Here is an 18,565-nt window from a genome sequence, read left to right as displayed (position 1 = left end):
TCGCCGTCGAGGTCAGCCCCGCTTAGTTTCGCGATCGAGGCATTCCGCTGTGGCCCGACGTCCGAGCCCGCTCTCAGGGATGCAGGATCACCTTGCCCATGGCCTGCCGCCCGGCGAGCACCTTCAACGCATCGGCGGTCTGCGCCAGCGGGAAGGTGCGGTCGACATGGGACGACAGCTTGCCTTCGGCCGTCCACTGCACGAGCTTCTCGAGATTGGCGCGGTTCTTGGCCGGGTTGATCCGGGCCCAGGCGCCCCAGAACACGCCGCGGATGTCGCAGCCCTTGAGCAGCGCGAGGTTGAGCGGCATCTTCGGGATGTCACCGGCGGCAAAGCCGATCACCAGGAAGCGGCCTTCCCAGGCGATCGAGCGCAACGCCGCTTCCGCATAGGCTCCGCCGACCGGATCGAAGATGATGTCGGCGCCCTTGCCGTCGGTCAGCCGACGGAGGCCTTCCTTCAGGTCCTCCTTGGCGTAGTTCAAGGTCAAGGTCGCGCCATGTTGCCTGGCGAATTCGAGCTTCTCGTCCGACGACGCGCAGGCAATGACCTTCAGCCCCATCAGCTTGCCGAGCTCGCAAGCGGCCAGCCCCGTGCCGCCGGCGGCACCGAGCACGGCCAGCGTCTCGCCCGGCTTCGGGCTCGCGCGATCCTCGAGCGCATGCAGCGCCGTGCCGTAGATGATGATGATGCCGGCGGCGCGGTCGAAATCGAGATTGTCGGGAATCTTGACGATCGACGACGCCGGCAGCGCGATCTTCTGGCGCGCGCCATTGTGCCCGCAGGAGGCGACCACGCGATCACCGACCTTCAGATCGGTCACGCCGTCGCCGACGCTCTCGATCACACCCGCGACCTCCGCTCCCGGCGAGAACGGGAACGGCGGCTTGATCTGGTACTTGCCCTGGATCATCAGGATGTCGAAGAAGTTCAGCGCCGCGGCCTTGATCGCAATCACGGCTTCTCCGGCGCCGGCCACCGGATCAGGCACGTCAGCGAAGACGAGATCGTCGGGCTGGCAGAATTCCGAGCAGAGAATGGCTTTCATGGGCGCGCTCCTTGGGCTGTTATCCGGATCGAGCCCGGCGTTTGAAGACGTCATGCCGGATTTGCAGCCGCGCGACAATTGCCAACACGCGGCCACGATGCCGGGATTGCCGGCAAATGCCGCAGCTCGGAACAAGGCGGCCCTCAAGCGGGGGTCGCGTGACGCGGCGAATGGACTCCGGTCCAATGTCGTCCGTCGCCAGCGACACCATCGCCACGCCGCGGACCAGACTTTGTCGATCCGCCTTTGCAAGCGACGCGGTAAGCCGCTATCCCTCGCGCGCAGGCGGTCTGCGATTCCGGGCCATTTTCCAGTCACAATATTGGTGGACGAGGTCTTGGGGGAACGTAGCTTAATCATGTTGTTTTTGCGATTGTCGACAGCGCTGGCGACCGGCGCGCTCATGCTCGGAGCTCCGAGCCTGGCGGCAGCTCAAACGGCTGCGCCGAAGGCATCACCCAAGGCCGCGCCGGCGCCACAGCCGAAGGCCGCACCCAAGGCCGACACCAAGCCGGCGGTTCCGAACATCGGCGGCGCGGAACCGACCCTCATCGGCCAGTTCGGTGGATGGGGAGCCTATACGGCGATGCCCGGCGGCAAGAAGGTGTGCTTCGCGCTGGCCAAGCCATCCTCGTCCAAGACGAACCCGGCCAACCGCCCGCGTGATCCCGCTTACGCCTTCGTCTCGACCCGGCCCTCGGAGAAGGTGTTCAACGAGGTCTCGATCATGATCGGCTACGCACTGAAGCCGGGCTCCGACGCGTCCCTGGACGTCGGCGGCGCCTCCTACGCGATGTACACCCAGGGCGACGGTCTCTGGATCAAGAACGCGGCCGAGGAGGAGCGCATGGTCGACGCCATGCGCAAGGCTCCCGAGGCGGTGGTCAAGGGCGTCTCGGCCAAGGGCACCGAGACCACGGACGTGTTCTCGCTGAAGGGCCTGGCCCAGGCGCTCGACCGCATCGCCCAGGATTGCCGGCGCTAGACCGCGGCCATTGATACCGGCGCCCGGCGAGCGGGTCGCAATCCCCGTCCAGATTGCTATATAAGCGCTCGAAAGCCTGCGGCCGCAGCGGCCGGGCAGCATTTTGGGCTCATCGACATGGCATCGACTGCCGGGCTGCGCGACTCGTCCGCGCCCCTCGAAAAGACTCCGCTCGAAACCTACGTGCCGCCGGCAAAGCCGTCGCTGCTCGGGCTGTCGCGCGCCGAACTGGCCGCGACGCTCGGCGAGATCGGCGTGGCGCCCCGACAGCAGAAGATGCGGGTGCAGCAGCTGTGGCACTGGCTCTATTTCCGCGGCGCCAAATCGTTCGACGAGATGACCTCCGTCTCCAAGGACACGCGCACTGCCTTGGCCGAACATTTCACCGTCGACCGCCCCGAGGTGGTGGCCGAGCAGATCTCCAACGACGGCACCCGCAAATGGCTGCTGCGGCTGCCGAGCGGCGACGATCTGCAGAAGGCGCACGAGGTCGAGTGCGTCTACATTCCCGAGACCGACCGCGGTACGCTCTGCGTCTCCTCCCAGGTCGGCTGCACGCTCAACTGCTCGTTCTGCCATACAGGCACGCAGCGGCTGGTGCGCAACCTGACCGCCGGCGAGATCATCGGCCAGGTCATGGTCGCCCGCGACCGTCTCAACGACTGGGCCGACCGGGAGACGCCGCTCGGCAACCGGCTCATCACCAACATCGTCATGATGGGCATGGGCGAGCCGCTGTACAATTTCGACGCGGTGCGTGACGCGCTGCTGATCGTCTCCGACAATGAAGGCATCGGCATCTCCCGCCGCCGCATCACGCTGTCGACCTCGGGCGTGGTGCCGAACATCAAGCGTGCCGGCGAGGAGATCGGCGTGATGCTGGCGATCTCGCTGCATGCGGTGCGCGACGAGCTGCGCAACGAGCTGGTGCCGCTCAACCGCAAATATCCGATCGCCGAGCTGCTGCAGGCCTGCCGCGACTATCCCGGCGCCTCCAACGCACGCCGCATCACGTTCGAATATGTGATGCTGAAGGGCGTCAACGATTCGCTCGACGATGCCCGGCTGCTGGTCAAGCTACTGAAGGGCGTGCCCGCCAAGATCAACCTGATCCCGTTCAATCCGTGGCCGGGCTCGGCCTATGAATGCTCGGACTGGGAGCAGATCGAGAAGTTCTCGGAATACGTCTTCAATGCCGGCTACTCCTCTCCGGTGCGCACGCCGCGCGGCCGCGACATCCTCGCCGCCTGCGGCCAGCTGAAGTCGGAGACGGAAAAGCTGTCGGCCAGGGAGCGCCAGGCGTTGCGCGCGATGGCGATGACGGATTGATCGTCGTGTCAGCGACCAGGGTTCGTCATTGCGAGCGAAGCGAAGCAATCCAGGACCGCGCGCGCGACTCTGGATCGCTTCGTCGCCGATGCTCCTCGCGATGACGGAGATGGTGTAGCACCATGGCGCTGATCGGCCGGTTGATCGCGATCGCATTCGCCTTTCTCGCCGCGTGCTTCCTCGCCGGGCTGATCGTCGTGACCGCGGTCCTGTTTCCGGAGTTCTCCGATCTCGGCAATGGCCCGATCGATCAGGGCGCGTTCGAGGTCATCATCGGCTTCGGCTTCATCTTCGTATCGGGCTTTGCCCTGATTCCGGCGATGCTGATCGCCCTCATCACCGAGGCATTCTCGATCCGCAGCGTGCTCGCCTACGCGATCGGTGGCGGTGTGGTCGGCGCCGCCTGTTATCTCGGCCTCGTGCCGTTCGATCCCGAGACCTTCCGCTTCGAAGGCATCGTGCGCCGCCATCTCGAAATCCTGACCGGCGCCGGCATCGTCGGCGGGCTGGTCTATTGGCTGATCGCGGGCCGCAACGCCGGGCGCTGGCGCGAATCGGCGTCGCGGCTGCCACCGCCCCCGCCGCTGCCCTCGGGTTCGCCGCGGTGAGCCGCCGGCCTTTCCATCGCCATCCGCTTTCGCTAAACCGCGCGCCATGAACCGGACCGGACTTTTCATCGCATTGTCGCTCGCGCTCGTCATCGGCGTGCTGTTCGGCGTCTATCCCGAGCTCGATCTCAAGCTGGCGGCGCTGTTCTACGACCCGCGGACGCACAGCTTCCCGCTGAAGCTCGACGGCACCGCGGCCTTCGCGCGAGATGCGGCGATGTGGGTCGCCTGGGGCCTCGCTCTGCCTTCGATCATTGCGCTGGTGGTCAAGTTCATCCGGCCCGACCGTCCGCTGCTGGTGAAGGGCCGCACCATCGCCTTCCTGCTGCTGACCTTGTCGCTCTCGGCCGGCGTGCTCACCAACTTCACCTTCAAATCCTATTGGGGCCGGCCGCGTCCGGTCGTCGTGACCGAGTTCAGCGGCGACATGCCCTTCGTGCCGTGGTGGGATCCGCGCGGCGGCTGCGGCCGCAACTGCTCGTTCTTCTCCGGCGAGGGCGCGACCGCGTTCTGGACCCTGGCGCCGGCAGCGCTGACGCCGCCCGCCATCAGGCCCGTCGCCTATGCCGCGGCCGCCCTGTTCGGCCTCGCCACATCAGTGCTGCGCATGGCGTTCGGCGGCCATTTCTTCACCGACGTCGCCGCGGCCGGCCTCGTCACCTTCGTCGTGATCTGGCTCGCGCATGGCTACATCTACCGCTGGCCGTCGACGCGGCTGACCGATGCCGGCATCGATGCCGCGCTGACCCGGATCGCCTCGCCGGGCTACCGCCTGAGGCGCCGGCTGTTTGGCCGCCGCGCGGCGGACGCCAGTCCGACGGCCTGAGCGCAGCCGGCGCGCCATTAAACGCGTGCCCAAGCGGCCGAAATCTGTTAATCGCGCCCGAATTTCGCAAACGATACCGCCACCACGAGCCGGTTGGACTTCCCATGACCACGATCCTGAAAAGCCTGCCCAAGGGCGAGAAAGTCGGCATTGCCTTCTCAGGCGGCCTCGACACCAGCGCCGCGCTGCTGTGGATGAAGCAGAAGGGCGCGCGCTGCTTCGCCTACACCGCCAATCTCGGGCAGCCCGACGAATCCGACTATGACGAGATTCCACGCAAAGCGCTGAGCTTCGGGGCTGAGAAGGCCCGTCTGGTCGATTGCCGCTCCCAGCTGGTGCATGAAGGTATCGCCGCGATCCAGTCCGGCGCCTTCCACATCTCGACCGGCGGCATCACCTATTTCAACACCACGCCGCTCGGCCGCGCCGTGACCGGCACGATGCTGGTCGCCGCGATGAAGGAGGACGGCGTCAACATCTGGGGCGACGGCTCGACCTACAAGGGCAACGACATCGAGCGCTTCTATCGCTACGGCCTGCTCACCAATCCCGGCCTCAAGATCTACAAGCCCTGGCTCGACCAGCAGTTCATCGACGAGCTCGGCGGCCGCGCCGAGATGTCGGCGTTCCTCACCGCCAACGGCTACGACTACAAGATGAGCGCCGAGAAGGCGTATTCGACCGACAGCAACCTGCTCGGTGCCACGCACGAGGCCAAGGATCTCGAAAACCTCGACAGCGGCATCCGCATCGTCAACCCGATCATGGGCGTGCCGTTCTGGCGCGAAGACTGCGCGGTCAAGCCGGAGACGGTCGTCGTCCGCTTCCAGGAGGGACAGCCGGTCGCGCTGAACGGCCAGACCTTCAGCGACGCGGTGGCCCTGTTCCTGGAGGCGAATGCGATCGGCGGCCGCCACGGTCTTGGGATGAGCGACCAGATCGAGAACCGCATCATCGAGGCCAAGAGCCGCGGCATCTACGAGGCGCCGGGCATGGCGCTCTTGCACATCGCCTATGAGCGCCTGGTCACCGGCATCCACAACGAGGATACGATCGAGCAGTACCGCATCAGCGGCATGCGCTTGGGACGCCTGCTCTATCAGGGCCGCTGGTTCGACTCGCAGGCCCTGATGCTACGCGAGACCGCGCAGCGCTGGGTCGCCAGCGCCATCACCGGAGAGGTGACGCTGGAGCTGCGCCGCGGCAACGACTACTCGCTGCTCAACACCGAGAGTCCGAACCTGACCTATCAGCCGGAGCGGCTGAGCATGGAAAAGGTCGAGGACGCCGCCTTCACCCCGGCCGACCGCATCGGCCAGCTGACGATGCGCAATCTCGACATCGCCGACACCCGCACCAAGCTGAAGCTCTATTCGGACACGGGACTGCTGTCGGGCTCGGACGGCGCGGAGATCTTCCAGCTCGGTCACGACAAGGGCTGAGCCGGGACGACAGCGGGGTTTTCGGCCGAGACCGCGCCTCACCACCGGTGTCGTCCCTGCGAACGCAGGGACCCATAACCACCGGCTGACATGGTGAGAGCGGGCTGGGGCTCCAGGCTTCGCAAAACTGAACCCTGGGAGTCCCCGCGTTCGCGGGGACGACACCGAGGGTGACGCGACAGCCTCGCTTCAACACGCAACGGATGGTCAGCAACAAAGATGGCCGGGATCGCTCCCGGCCATCTTCATTTCTGTTAGTCGCTACCTCACCGCGGCGGCGCCACGCCCGGGGGCGGAGGCGGCAGCGCCGCCTGGCCGCCGTTCAGCAGCGGCGTGATGCGGCGGACCGTGACGCGGCGGTTGATGCGGCTCGGGCCCTGCGTCTGCTCCTTCAGGTACTGCTCGCCGTAGCCCTGAGAGGTCAGGTTCTCGGCGGGCACGCCGAACTGCTGCGTCATCAAGGTCGCGACCGATTCGGCCCGGCGATCCGACAGCGACAGATTGTCGGTGTCGTTGCCGACCGCGTCGGTATGGCCTTCGATCAGGAAGACCTCGCGCGGGTTGCGCTGGATCGCCTGGTTGAGGCCGTCGGCGATGACCTGCAGCTTCGCCGCCTGATCAGGGCCGATCTCCCACGATCCCGTCTCGAAGGTGATCGTGTTGAGATCGATCGACGGCATCAGCTGGCGCACCGAAGGCGAGTAGCGGACTTCGTCGAGCGAGTAGCGGCGCTGGACGCGCTCCACCGGCGGCGCGATCAGCGTGTCGTAGATGACATCCGGCGGCGCCTCCTCGGCGTCGACGATGTACCGGTTGTAGGGAATGCGGATCTCCGGCGGCGGCAGGTCGACATAGAAGCCGCCGACCGCAGCAGGATCGCGGTAGGTGTTGTCGATGATGATGATCTCGCGGCCGCCGATGTCGCGGCGGATGCGGCGCAGCAGCCGGCCGTCGGGCGCGGTGACCGTGACGATCTGACTGCCGTCCGGACGGACCACGATCGTCCGCGTCTCGCCGCGCTCCTGCTGCACGCGGATGTCGCGTGCACCGTAGCGGAAGCGCTCGAGCTCGTCGTGGCGCACGAACTCCTGACCGCTCGGATCGCGCACGATGACGCGGCCCGGCTCGTAGATCACCGTGCGTCCTCCCTCCTGAACCTCGCGGCGCTGGCCACGAAAATCCTCCAGCCGCTGCGGCCCGGCCATCGGGGCGCCCGGAGCAATCGGCGTCAATTGCTGGGCCGTCGGCGGCGGCGGCGCGGGAATCGGCGTGACAACCTGCGGCGGCGGACGGTTCGACATGGCCGGGGGTCCAGACTGCGGCACTGCGCCCGGTCCGGCACTGGGTCCTGCTCCAGGCGCACCGGGTCCAGGAGCCGCGCCGCCAGGACCAGGTCCCGCAACCGGCGGGGGTGCGCCGGGTGCGCCCGGGGGCGTGCCGGGGCGTCCGCCGGGCGGCGTGCCGGCAACGGGCGGAGCGCCCGGCGCAGGCGTCTGGGCCGCCGGAGGCGTCGCCGGTGCCGGCGGAGTTCCAGGCGCAGGCGCGGTCGTACCGGCCGGGGGCGTCGGCGCGCCGCGGGGTGGCAATCCGCCCGGCTGACCGCCTGGCGGTGGGCCGCCGGCACCCGGCCGACCGGCCGGAGGCTGACCCGCAGCCGGCGGCGGGGTCTGCGCCGGTGCAGGCTGCGGCGAAGGAGCCGCGGCGGGCGGCGGTGAATGCGGTGGCGTCGCCGCAGCCGGAGGCGGCGGCGGCAGTCCAGGCCGTTGGCCCGGCCCTGCGCTCGGTGGGGGAGGAGGCGGCGTGGGGGCGGCGGCCGGCGGCACCGGCGGCGTCGGACGTGCAGGCGCTGCCGCCGGCGGCGGCGCGGGCGGAGTCGCCGGGCGCGCTGGCTCGCGCGGGACCACGGGCGGAGGCGGCGGCGGCGTATGCACCGGAGGAGCGGCCGCCGGAGGCGGAGGCGGTGTGGGACGCGGCGGTGCCGGAGGCTCGGCGCGTGGCGGCGGCGCCGGACGCGGCGGCTCAGCCCGCGGCGGAGGCGGGGGCGGTGGAGGCGGCGGAGCAGGACGTGGGGCCGCGGCCGGCGGCGGAGGTGGGGGCGGCGCCGGGCGCGGCGCAGCAGCCGGCGGAGGCGCCGGCGGAGCCTGATGGGGAGGCGCGGCGCCTGGAGCCGGACGCGGCGGCTGGCCTTGCGGCGGCTGCTTCGGTCGACCGTCTGGGCCGACTTCACCACCTGGCCCGCCAGGGCCCTGGGCTACGACCATCGGCGCGCTCTGCGCGTGTGATCCGGTGCTCGCCAATTGCATCGCCGACAGCGCGGTCGTCGCAAGCAGCAGGACGCGAAGTTTGCTCATTTGTCTTGGTTTCCCGAAACGTTCTTTTTCAAGCACGGTGTGATCAACAAGTATGCGTTAGGCCGGATTGTGGCGCAGTTCAAATTCGCAAAGGGATTTATTTCGACGCGAAGCAGTCATCGCTCCGCCGCCATTCATGTTTCATTCAGCCTTGATTTTCAATGGCTTGGCGGAACATAACATGAGGAGAGCCGGCAGTTTGCCGGCCCTCCTCAATGTCCATCATGACCAAGGTTCAATCGCGGTCAATCCGTGGCCGGACTGGGCGTGGTCGGGCTAAGGGGTCCCCGCCCCGGCACTTCGTCGGGCGTTTGTCCCGGAAGCTTACGCGGCGGCGCCGGCGTATCGGGCTCATGCACCGGCGGCGGCACCTCCGGGCTCGGATTCCCGACAGGATCTTCCGGCGGAGGCTCGACCGGATGCCCTGGCGTCGACGGCGGAATCTCGGGGGGCTCGATCGGCATCACATCGCGACCTTGCGGTTGTCACCGACGTCAGGCCGCGTCCCGGTGACCGCCGCTGCAGCCATCTTGACGTAGCTCACGACCGTGCCCGGCGAGTCCCAGAACTCGGCGTCGTCGGGCGTGATCCTCAGCAGTCGTATGTTCGGGTCCTCGGCGCTGTCCCACCAGGCCTTGGCTGTCGTCGTGAACAGCTCGCGGATCTTGCCGCGATCATTCGAAATGGCCGCGGTGCCGGTGATCGAAACGTATTTCTGGCTACTGGCATCGGCAAAGGACAGGTTGACCTGCGGCGATCGGGCGATCTCCTCGTCCTTGTGATGACGTGCGTCGGTGAGGAAATAGACCATGTTCTCGTCGCGCGCGAGGTAGGCGCTCATCGGCCGCGCGCGCAGTCTGTCGCCGTCGCGGGTGACGAGCATGGCGAATCCGATCTTCTTCATCAGGTCCCAGACGCGATCCTGATCGCGCGTATCGTCGTTGCTCATGGTTCGCTCCCTGGATGTCAGGAGCGCTAACGCCGCGTCGTGCCGTGATGTTCCGAGCCGGACGGAGGAAAGCCAGCGACGCGTCGCCTCAGCCCAGCAACAGCAGCGTGTTGCTGCGTGTGCGGCCGATCTGGCGATAGCCGCGGCTGATCATGTCGGCGAGACAATCGTTCTGCCATTCGTCGCGCGACAGATGTTCGATGACGACGGCGCGCGGCCACAGCGCAGCCGGGGCGTCGCGGAAGAAGCAGGTCAACACACGGTCTTCGAAACCTTCGACATCGATCTTCAGCGCGTCGACATGGGTCGCACCGGCCCGTTCGAGGATCGTCTGCAGACGCAGCGCCGGGACCCTGAACGTCTCCGAGCCGGTGGGGCCGGTCACGACATGACTGGCGCCAAGATTGTCACCGTCGGTCTCGATCAATACGTCGCCATCGATCTCGCCGGCAGCAGCAGCCACGAGCTTGACCTGCACAAGACCGGACGCATTACGGTTGAAGCCGAGCCGCGCATGGGTGACCGGGTGCGGCTCGACCGCAATCACCAAGCCGGTCGGTCCGACGTGACGCCCGAGCGGCAGCGCGAACGTCCCAACATTGGCACCGAGATCGACAGCGACGCCGCCCAGCGGAATGTGGCTGCGCAGAAACTCCAGCTCCTCGCGATTGTAGTCGGGGTTGAACAGCGCACCGCGCTCTGTCGCGCTGGCCTGATGATAGAAGCGGAAATGGGCACCCTGATAGTCCACGTCGAGCGGTCCGGTCCGCAACAGATCAACGGCGCGCGTCAGCATCGGCCGGAATGCGCCGCGCTTCAGACCCGACCCGTGCGCCATCCGGATCACCAGCGCCTGCGGCGCATTGGGAGTGAAAGCACCGAAGGGTGCCGGCGAAGGATCATGGTCGGGCGTCAAGGTTGCCTCCTGAGCTGAGGGCGATCCCCAATAGCCGGCCTTGCCGCGGACTCCGTGTAGCCGGCGTGGCCCCATTGTGATTTCACGGGGGCGATGCTGCGGCACGCGCTCGATCCGTGGCGTTGCTCAAGCCTGCTTGCGCTGGCGCAGGAAGCGGCCGATCAGGCGTCGCTTGCCTTTGCGCGGTATCAGATCGATGTCGCTCACCAGCTTGGCGCCACCCTTGCGCCGCTCCAGCACGATCTTGCGGCTGTGAAACGCTTCGAGCTCGGCGCGGTGCGCGACGCTGACGATGGTGGCCTTCGGCAGTTCGCCGGTCACCATCTGCATCATCCGGTCCTGGCTCTTTTCGTCGAGCGCAGAGGTGGCTTCATCGAGTACGACGATATCCGGACTGTGCAACAGCAGCCGTGCGAAGGCCAAGCGCTGCTTCTCACCGCCCGAGAGCGTCTGATCCCACGGCGCCTCCTCCTCGATCTTGTCCTTGAGGTGATCCAGCCCGACCTTGTGCAGGGCCTCGGCAACCTGCTCGACGCTCCAGTCCTCGGCGGCACCGGGATATGCAACGGCGCGGCGCAGGCTGCCCGACGGCACGTAGGGCCGCTGCGGCAGCATGAACAGCCGGCGGTCGGGATGGAAGTTGATGCTGCCGCCGCCCCACGGCCAAAGGCCTGCGATCGCACGCACCAGCGTACTCTTGCCCGTCCCCGATTCGCCGGCGACCAGCAGCCGCTCTCCCGGATCGACCACGACCTCGGTCTCACCGACCACCGCTGTGCCGTCATCGAGCGTGACCGACAAATCGTTCAGGGTCAGCATCGCCTCGCCGGCGGTTTCGCCGCGCTTGATGCGGCCGATGCCATCGCCCAGCTCGGCGCGCTCCAGCGCATCGAGCGACATCATCAGCGACGCGATGCGGCGGGCGCAGGCGTTCCAGTCGGCGAGGCGAGGATAGTTGTCGACCAGCCAGCCGAACGCCGTCTGCACGATGGTGAAGGCGCTCGCCGCCTGCATCACCTGGCCGAGCGTCATGCTGCCGTCGAGAAATTTCGGCGCGCACAACAACAGCGGTACGACTGGCGCGATCAGGCTCGAGCCCTGCGACACCAGCGTGGTGCGCATGTGCTGACCGGCCAGACGAGCCCATTGCTGCAGCACGTTGCCGAAAGTCTTGTCGATGCCGGCGCGCTCCTCGGTCTCGCCGCCGAGCAGCGCGATGCTCTCGCCGTTCTCGCGCACGCGGGTCAGCGTGTAGCGGAATTCGGCCTCAGCCTGGTTCTTGTCTTCCGATGTCTGCACGAAGCGACGGCCGATCGTCATGATCGAGCCGGAGGCGATCGCGGCATAGACGACGGCGGCAATCACGAGGAAGCCGGGGATCGTCAATTCAGTCGCGCCGAGACGCAGCGTGAGCGCACCGCCGATGGTCCAGAGCACGACGATGAAGGTTACCGCCGACAACAGCGCCGAGGTGACGCCGGCCACGAAGTCGACCGGCGAATCGGTCGCGATGCGCAGGTCCTCGGCGATCCGATATTCCGGATTCTTGTGGTCGCCGCTGACCAGGTTGAGCTGATAGTAGCGCCCGCTCGTCAGCCAGCGCGTGACCACGCTGTTGGTGAGCCAGGCGCGCCAGCGGCGCTGGATCGCCATGCGCGCATAGACCTGACCAACGCCGAGGATGACGCTGCCGATCGCCAGCGGAAAGAAGATCGCGGTGAGATGAAACACGGTCGCGGAATCGCGCTTCTCGATCGCATCGAAGATCGATCGGTTCCACACGTTGATCCCGTATTGGAACGCGACGGTGGCGACGATGAGGAGCAACAGGCCGATCGTGAACGGCCATGCCAGGCGGTCGCCGCTCCTGCCCCAATAGCCGCGCGCACTGATCCAGAACCGCGTCAGCAGATAGCGCTTGCGCAGCTGCTCCGCTTCTTCGGGCGAAAGATCCGGATCCGGCTCGACGAGTTCGGGCGGCGGCGGCTCGACGTGATCGCCACTCTCGGCGGCGATCTCAATGATCGGCGCCTTCTCAGGCTCCGGCGCTGCCGGCCGTACGACGTCCTGAACCTGTCCCATGCCGCGATAACGACAATGATTATAGAAGGTTCCCGCCCCGGTTCCGCTGCTGCAACCTTGGTGTCAGCGCACCGGCGAGTTCGGCGCCATCGGGGGCGCGCGATACAGCGGCACCGGCACGACCCTGTGCAGCACGCGCGACAACTCCTCGATCGAATACGGCTTGCGCAACAGCTCGAAGCCGTGCGTGCCCTGCTGCGCCAGCACGTGGCTGTAGCCGCTCGCCAGCACCACCGGCATGTCGAGCTCGAGGCGCCTGATTTCCTCGGCGAGTTCTAGTCCGGTCATGCCGGGCATCACGACGTCAGTGAACACGACGTCGAACCGGGTGGTGCCGCTGATCAGCTCTTCCAGCGCATCCTTGGCATTATCGACCAGCGTGGTGCGATAGCCGAGCTCGGCCAGGGCCTCCGTGGCGGAGCGGCCGACATCGATGTTGTCCTCGACGACGAGGACCGACATGCCGTCGCCGCCGATCGGTGCGGCCTGCGCCAGACCGGTGTGGTGCGGCCCGTGCGCGCCCGCGACGCGCGGCAGATACAGCGTGAAGGTCGCGCCGCATCCGGGCTCGCTGGCGACGCCGATCTCGCCGCCGGATTGCTTGGCAAAGCCGAACACCTGGGAGAGGCCGAGGCCGGTGCCCTGGCCGATCGTCTTGGTGGTGAAGAACGGCTCGAAGATCCGGTTCACCTGGTCAGGCGGGATGCCGACGCCGGTGTCCTGGACCGCAATGGCGACGTAGCCGAGCGGCGGACGATCATGCAGGGCTGCAGGCGTCGGCAAATCGGCGGCAGGGGCGACCACGATGCCGAGAAGTCCCTGGCCGCCCATCGCGTCGCGGGCATTGACGGCCATGTTGATCAAGGCGGTCTCGAACTGGCCGGCGTCGGCATTGACGTAGCATGGCTCGTCCGGGACCGAGATCACGACCTCGATGCGCGAGCCGACCAGCGTCTTGGTCATGTCGCGCAAGGTGGCGACGCTGCGGCCGATGTCGAACACCTCCGGCTTCAAGGTCTGGCGGCGGGCGAAGGCGAGGAGCTGCGAGGTCAGCTTGGACGCCCGCGCGACCGTGTCCGAGATCGCGTCGATGTAGCGCTGGCGCCGCTCGTCGGGCAGGTTGGGGCGGCGCAGCAGATCGGCCGAGGCGCGGATCACCGTGAGCAAATTGTTGAAGTCGTGGGCGACGCCGCCGGTGAGCTGGCCCAGCGCCTCCATGCGTTGGCCATGCCTGAGGGCGTCCTCGGCTTCCAGGCGGCGGGCGGCCTCGACATAGAGGTGCTCGGTCCGCCGCCGGGCGAGGGTCAGGAACACGACCAGGAGGGCGGTGGCCGGGATGCCGAAGATCAGGTGGCGGCTGATGGTCGAGAGCCAGCGGTTGCGGATGGTCGCCGTCTCCAGCCCGGCGGAGATGTAGACGGGATAATTGGCGAGGCGCTCATAACCGACCCGGCGTTCGATGCCGTCGATCGGCGAGGTCTCCGTGACCAGTTGCTCCGTATCCGCCGCCCCGGCCGGAATGTCGTGCGATGCCGGACCGGCAGTTGGCTCCGCGGCCGGGAAACGGCTGAGGACGACGCCGTCGTACCTGCGGAGCGCGAAGTAGCTGCCTTGCGCGCGGCCGATCCGGGCGTAGAAATGCTCGAAATAATCCGGCAGCACCGAGGCCTGGATGATGCCGGTGAAGCTGCCGTCGTCGGACTGGCGCCGGCGGCTGATGCTGAAGAACGCGGCGCCCTGATAGGGCGGCCGTGGCGTCAGCCGCGCACCGATGAAGGTGCCGATGCTGTCCGTGACGTGGGCGTTGAAGTAGTCGCGGTCCAGGAAGGACATGTCCGGGGCCGGGTAGATAGCGCTGTTGACGAGCGGCCGGCCGTTGGCGTCGAACACCCAGGCGGACTTCATCTGCGGCAGCGAGTCCGACAGCTGGCGAAGCCGCGCATGCAGCGGCTGCTCCCGCGCCTTGATGTCCGCGTCGGACAGATCGCGGACGATCTCGTCGATTTCCCAGAGGCTGCGGTCGATCGTCTCGAACACCTTCAGCGCATGCTCGTGGACGATTTCGAGCGAGCGGCGGATCTCGCGGTCCGCCTCGTCATAGGTCGTGCCGTACGACACGTAGGCCGCGATCAGGAACAGGGCGACGGGCAGCGCCAGCGACGCGACCATCATCCATCGCAGCATCGTCAGCGATTTGCGTTGTGCGGTCTGCACGGTCGCTCCGGCCTCAAAGGGCTGGGAGCTTAACGCAGTCGGCGGGCGCCATAAACAAGCTGCGCCCGGAACTTGTGCAGATTCCGGGCGCGGCTGGGACTAATGACAGCTCGATGCGCTGTCGCCCGGCTAAATCTGCCGCTCGACCAGCTTGAGCTTGAGCTCGGCGATCGCCTCTGCCGGGTTGAGCCCCTTCGGGCAGGCCTTGGCGCAGTTCATGATGGTGTGGCAGCGGTACAGCCGGAACGGATCCTCGAGATTGTCGAGCCGCTCGCCGGTGGCCTCGTCGCGGCTGTCCTTGACCCAGCGCGTCGCCTGCAAGAGCGCAGCGGGGCCGAGATAGCGCTCGCTGTTCCACCAGTAGCTCGGGCACGAGGTCGAGCAGCAGGCGCACAGGATGCACTCGTACAGGCCGTCAAGCTTCTCGCGATCCTCGTGGCTCTGCCGCCATTCCTTCTGCGGCGTCGGCGAGGTCGTCTTCAGCCACGGCTCGATCGAGGCGTACTGCGCGTAGAAATTGGTGAGATCGGGCACCAGGTCCTTCACGACCGGCTGGTGCGGCAGCGGATTGACCTTGACCGCGCCATCCTTCACGTCGTGCATCGACTTGGTGCAGGCCAGCGTGTTCTGGCCGTCGATGTTCATCGCGCAGGAGCCGCACACGCCTTCGCGGCAGGAGCGGCGGAAGGTCAGCGACGGGTCGATGTGGTTCTTGATCCAGATCAGGCCGTCGAGCACCATCGGGCCGCAATCATTGACGTCGACATAGAAGGTGTCGACGCTCGGATTCTTGCCGTCGTCCGGATTCCAGCGATAGACCTTGAACTCGCGAACCTCGGTGGCGCCGGCAGGCTTCGGCCACGACTTGCCGCCAGTGATCTGCGAATTCTTCGGAAGTGCGAACTCAGCCATTTCGGAAGGCCTTCTTGTTTATGACGGACCGGCTCAGGACACGTGCGATCAGTAGACGCGTGCCTTCGGCGGAATGTACTGCACGTCGTTGGTCATGGTGTAGTTGTGCACCGGACGGTAATCGATCGTGGTGTTGCCGTTCTTGTTGTCGAGCCACGCCAGCGTGTGCTTCATCCAGTTCTTGTCGTCGCGATCCGGGAAATCCTCGCGGGCATGGGCGCCGCGGCTCTCGGAACGGTTGTTGGCGGAGTCCATCGTCACCACCGCCTGGGCGATGAGATTGTCGAACTCCAGCGTCTCGATCAGGTCGGAATTCCACACCAGCGAGCGGTCGGACACGGCGATGTCGCCGATGCCGCCATGGACCTTGTGGATCAGGTTATGGCCTTCCTGCAGCACCTCGCCGGTGCGGAACACGGCGCAGTTGGTCTGCATCACGTGCTGCATGCTCTCGCGCAGCTTCGCCGTCGGCGTGCCGCCGGAGGAATAGCGATAGTGATCGAGCCGGCCGAGCGCGAGATCGGCCGAGTCCTTAGGCAGATCAGGCTGCTTGCCGTTCGGCGTCAGCTTCTCGGCCAGCCGCAGCGCGGCGGCGCGGCCGAACACCACGAGGTCGATCAGCGAGTTCGAGCCGAGCCGGTTGGCGCCGTGCACGGAGACGCAGGCCGCCTCGCCCACCGCCATCAGGCCGGGGACGATGGCGTTGTCGTCGCCGTCCTTCTTGGTCAGGACCTCGGCGTGGAAGTTGGTCGGGATGCCGCCCATGTTGTAGTGCACGGTCGGCACGATCGGGATCGGCTCGCGGGTGACGTCGACATTGGCGAAGATCTTGGCCGACTCGGAAATGCCGGGCAGGCGCTCCTGCAGCACCTTCGGATCGAGATGGTCGAGATGCAGGAAGATGTGGTCCTTCTTCTTGCCGACGCCGCGGCCTTCGCGGATCTCGATGGTCATCGCGCGCGAGACGACGTCGCGCGAGGCGAGGTCCTTGGCGGACGGCGCATAGCGCTCCATGAAGCGCTCGCCTTCGGCGTTGACGAGATAGCCGCCCTCGCCGCGTGCACCTTCGGTGACCAGACAGCCCGAACCATAGATACCGGTCGGGTGGAACTGCACGAACTCCATGTCCTGCAACGGCAGGCCGGCGCGCAACGCCATGCCGCCGCCGTCACCGGTGCAGGTATGCGCAGAGGTACACGAGGCATAGGCGCGGCCATAGCCGCCGGTGGCAAGAATCGTGGTCTGGGCGCGGAAGCGATGCAACGTGCCGTCGTCGAGCTTCAGCGCGATCACACCGCGGCAGACGCCCTGGTCGTCCATGATCAGGTCGATGGCGAAGAACTCGATGAAGAACTCCGCGGCGTGGCGCAGCGACTGACCATACATCGTGTGCAGCATCGCGTGGCCGGTGCGGTCGGCCGCGGCGCAGGTGCGCTGCGCCTGGCCCTTGCCGTAGTCCAGGGTCATGCCGCCGAACGGCCGCTGATAGATCTTACCGTCCTCGGTACGCGAGAACGGCACGCCCCAATGCTCGAGCTCGTAGACGGCGTCGGGCGCGTTGCGCACCATGTATTCGATCGCATCCTGGTCGCCGAGCCAGTCCGACCCCTTGACGGTGTCGTACATGTGCCAGCGCCAGTCGTCCTGATGCATGTTGCCGAGCGAGGCCGAGATGCCGCCCTGCGCCGCCACCGTGTGCGAGCGGGTCGGGAACACCTTGGTGATGCAGGCGGTGCGCAGGCCCGCCTCGCTGCAGCCAACAACGGCGCGCAGGCCGGCGCCGCCGGCGCCGACCACGACGACGTCGTAGGTGTGGTCCTCGATCGGATAGGCTTTTCCGTTCGTCGCGGGCGCGCCGTTCGCGCTGCCATTTGCTCCGCCGGCCATCGGCTAAACTCCAGTGGACAGTTTGATGAGGGCGTAGATCGAGGCGATTGCCACGGTCACCGCAAAGAAGTTGTTGGCCATGACCGCGACGAGCTTGAGCGGCTCGCTGTGCACGTAGTCCTCGATCACGACCTGCATGCCGATCTTCATGTGCCAGCAGCTCGCGACCACGAACAGCAGCATGATCAGCGCGATCGGGATCGAGCCGAGGATCTGCGCCGCGCCAGCCTGGTTGCGACCGAGCAGCATGATGACGACGACGACGACCGGCACGATCAGCAGGGTCATCGCGACAGCGGTGATGCGCTGGCGCCAGAAATCACCGGTGCCGGAATGCGCGGCACCGAGGTTTCGGACGCGGCCGAGCGGGGTCCGCATCGATTTCGCGCGTGAATTGCTCATCGGCCGCCTCCCACTGCGTAAGCCACGATCCACACCAGAACGGTCAGGAAGATGCCGCCGATCAGGGCGCCCCAGGTGAGTGCCTCGCGCTCATTGGCCTTGAAGCCGTAGCCGAGGTCCCAGACGAAGTGACGGATGCCCGACAACAGATGATGCAGCAGCGCCCAGGTGTAGCCGAACACGATCAGGCGGCCGAGAAAGCTGCCCATGAAGCCCTGGACGTAGGAGTAGGCGCTGGGACCGGACGCGGCGGCAATCAGCCACCAAGCCAGCAGCAGCGTCCCGAAATATAGTGCAACACCAGTGGCGCGATGGACGATCGACAAGATCATCGTCAGCGTCCAGCGGTAGGTTTGCAGATGCGGCGAAAGCGGTCGTTCGATCCTGGCTGTCATTGGCTGCTTTGATGATTTCTTGTGGGCCGTGGACGGAGGGGGCTTGCGGCCGTGTGGATCGGCAAGGCGGCCTTTATTTACGGAGAAGGAACAGGTGTTGCAACGGCCAAATGGCTCGAAACCGAACCTCGATTCAGTACTACGGAGGCGGTGAAAAAAGGATCAATGGACTTCGTGGTATACCAGAGCTCAGCCTCGCGGAAGGAACCGAATCGTGAT

General features: G+C 66.7%; 16 protein-coding genes. 5 read left to right on the top strand and 11 right to left on the bottom strand.

Features of this window, described 5'->3' with window-relative positions; genetic code table 11:
* Positions 1-73: 73 nt before the first annotated feature.
* Positions 74-1,048: an NADPH:quinone oxidoreductase family protein gene (locus S58_RS01300; protein ID WP_015663417.1), complete on the bottom strand. Its 975-nt coding sequence runs from the start codon at positions 1,046-1,048 to the stop codon at positions 74-76.
* A gap of 358 nt (positions 1,049-1,406) precedes the next feature.
* On the opposite strand from S58_RS01300, the gene S58_RS01295 reads away from it, so the two are divergent.
* The 5 genes from S58_RS01295 (at position 1,407) to argG (ending at position 6,238) form a co-directional block, all read left to right on the top strand.
* Positions 1,407-2,033 carry an invasion associated locus B family protein gene (locus S58_RS01295; RefSeq protein WP_015663416.1) on the top strand — a complete coding sequence of 209 codons (627 nt, stop codon included), beginning with the start codon at positions 1,407-1,409 and terminating at the stop codon, positions 2,031-2,033.
* Positions 2,034-2,150: 117 nt separating this feature from the next.
* Positions 2,151-3,362, top strand: coding sequence for a 23S rRNA (adenine(2503)-C(2))-methyltransferase RlmN (gene rlmN, locus S58_RS01290; RefSeq protein ID WP_015663415.1), 1,212 nt, complete (start codon positions 2,151-2,153; stop codon positions 3,360-3,362).
* A 122-nt stretch (positions 3,363-3,484) separates the two neighbouring features.
* On the top strand, positions 3,485-3,970 hold the full coding sequence (locus S58_RS01285; protein WP_015663414.1) for a hypothetical protein: 486 nt from the start codon (positions 3,485-3,487) through the stop codon (positions 3,968-3,970).
* A gap of 46 nt (positions 3,971-4,016) precedes the next feature.
* Entirely contained in the window at positions 4,017-4,796 is a 780-nt protein-coding gene (locus S58_RS01280) for a phosphatase PAP2 family protein (RefSeq protein WP_015663413.1), read from the top strand.
* A gap of 104 nt (positions 4,797-4,900) precedes the next feature.
* Entirely contained in the window at positions 4,901-6,238 is a 1,338-nt protein-coding gene (argG, locus tag S58_RS01275; protein WP_015663412.1) for an argininosuccinate synthase, read from the top strand.
* A gap of 266 nt (positions 6,239-6,504) precedes the next feature.
* On the opposite strand, the gene S58_RS36060 is transcribed toward argG, so the two are convergent.
* The 10 genes from S58_RS36060 to sdhC all read right to left on the bottom strand — a co-directional run bounded on the left by S58_RS36060 (position 6,505) and on the right by sdhC (position 18,346).
* Positions 6,505-8,589, bottom strand: coding sequence for an OmpA family protein (locus S58_RS36060; RefSeq protein WP_083938456.1), 2,085 nt, complete (start codon positions 8,587-8,589; stop codon positions 6,505-6,507).
* Between the two features lie 245 nt (positions 8,590-8,834).
* The gene (locus S58_RS38860) at positions 8,835-9,053 is read right to left on the bottom strand and encodes a hypothetical protein (protein ID WP_083938455.1); all 219 of its coding nucleotides are present in this window, start codon (positions 9,051-9,053) and stop codon (positions 8,835-8,837) included.
* Positions 9,053-9,538: a pyridoxamine 5'-phosphate oxidase family protein gene (locus S58_RS01255; RefSeq protein ID WP_015663409.1), complete on the bottom strand. Its 486-nt coding sequence runs from the start codon at positions 9,536-9,538 to the stop codon at positions 9,053-9,055. The genes S58_RS38860 and S58_RS01255 overlap by 1 nt, the downstream gene beginning before the upstream one ends.
* A gap of 88 nt (positions 9,539-9,626) precedes the next feature.
* The gene (locus S58_RS01250; protein ID WP_015663408.1) at positions 9,627-10,454 is read right to left on the bottom strand and encodes an FkbM family methyltransferase; all 828 of its coding nucleotides are present in this window, start codon (positions 10,452-10,454) and stop codon (positions 9,627-9,629) included.
* A gap of 126 nt (positions 10,455-10,580) precedes the next feature.
* Complete coding sequence (locus S58_RS01245; protein WP_015663407.1) at positions 10,581-12,536, bottom strand: ABC transporter ATP-binding protein/permease; 1,956 nt, start codon at positions 12,534-12,536, stop codon at positions 10,581-10,583.
* A 63-nt stretch (positions 12,537-12,599) separates the two neighbouring features.
* Positions 12,600-14,750, bottom strand: coding sequence for a hybrid sensor histidine kinase/response regulator (locus tag S58_RS01240; RefSeq protein WP_015663406.1), 2,151 nt, complete (start codon positions 14,748-14,750; stop codon positions 12,600-12,602).
* A 129-nt stretch (positions 14,751-14,879) separates the two neighbouring features.
* Positions 14,880-15,662 carry a succinate dehydrogenase iron-sulfur subunit gene (locus S58_RS01235; protein ID WP_015663405.1) on the bottom strand — a complete coding sequence of 261 codons (783 nt, stop codon included), beginning with the start codon at positions 15,660-15,662 and terminating at the stop codon, positions 14,880-14,882.
* A gap of 48 nt (positions 15,663-15,710) precedes the next feature.
* Positions 15,711-17,549: a succinate dehydrogenase flavoprotein subunit gene (gene sdhA, locus S58_RS01230; RefSeq protein WP_015663404.1), complete on the bottom strand. Its 1,839-nt coding sequence runs from the start codon at positions 17,547-17,549 to the stop codon at positions 15,711-15,713.
* A gap of 3 nt (positions 17,550-17,552) precedes the next feature.
* Positions 17,553-17,927, bottom strand: coding sequence for a succinate dehydrogenase, hydrophobic membrane anchor protein (gene sdhD / locus S58_RS01225; RefSeq protein ID WP_042340479.1), 375 nt, complete (start codon positions 17,925-17,927; stop codon positions 17,553-17,555).
* Between the two features lie 20 nt (positions 17,928-17,947).
* On the bottom strand, positions 17,948-18,346 hold the full coding sequence (gene sdhC / locus S58_RS01220) for a succinate dehydrogenase, cytochrome b556 subunit (protein WP_015663402.1): 399 nt from the start codon (positions 18,344-18,346) through the stop codon (positions 17,948-17,950).
* Between the last annotated feature and the right edge of the window lie 219 nt (positions 18,347-18,565).

The organism is Bradyrhizobium oligotrophicum S58, assembly GCF_000344805.1.
GTDB classification, from domain to species: Bacteria; Pseudomonadota; Alphaproteobacteria; order Rhizobiales; family Xanthobacteraceae; genus Bradyrhizobium; species Bradyrhizobium oligotrophicum.
Note: the sequence above shows the minus strand (reverse complement) of the source record. Positions and strands in the feature narration are given on the sequence as shown.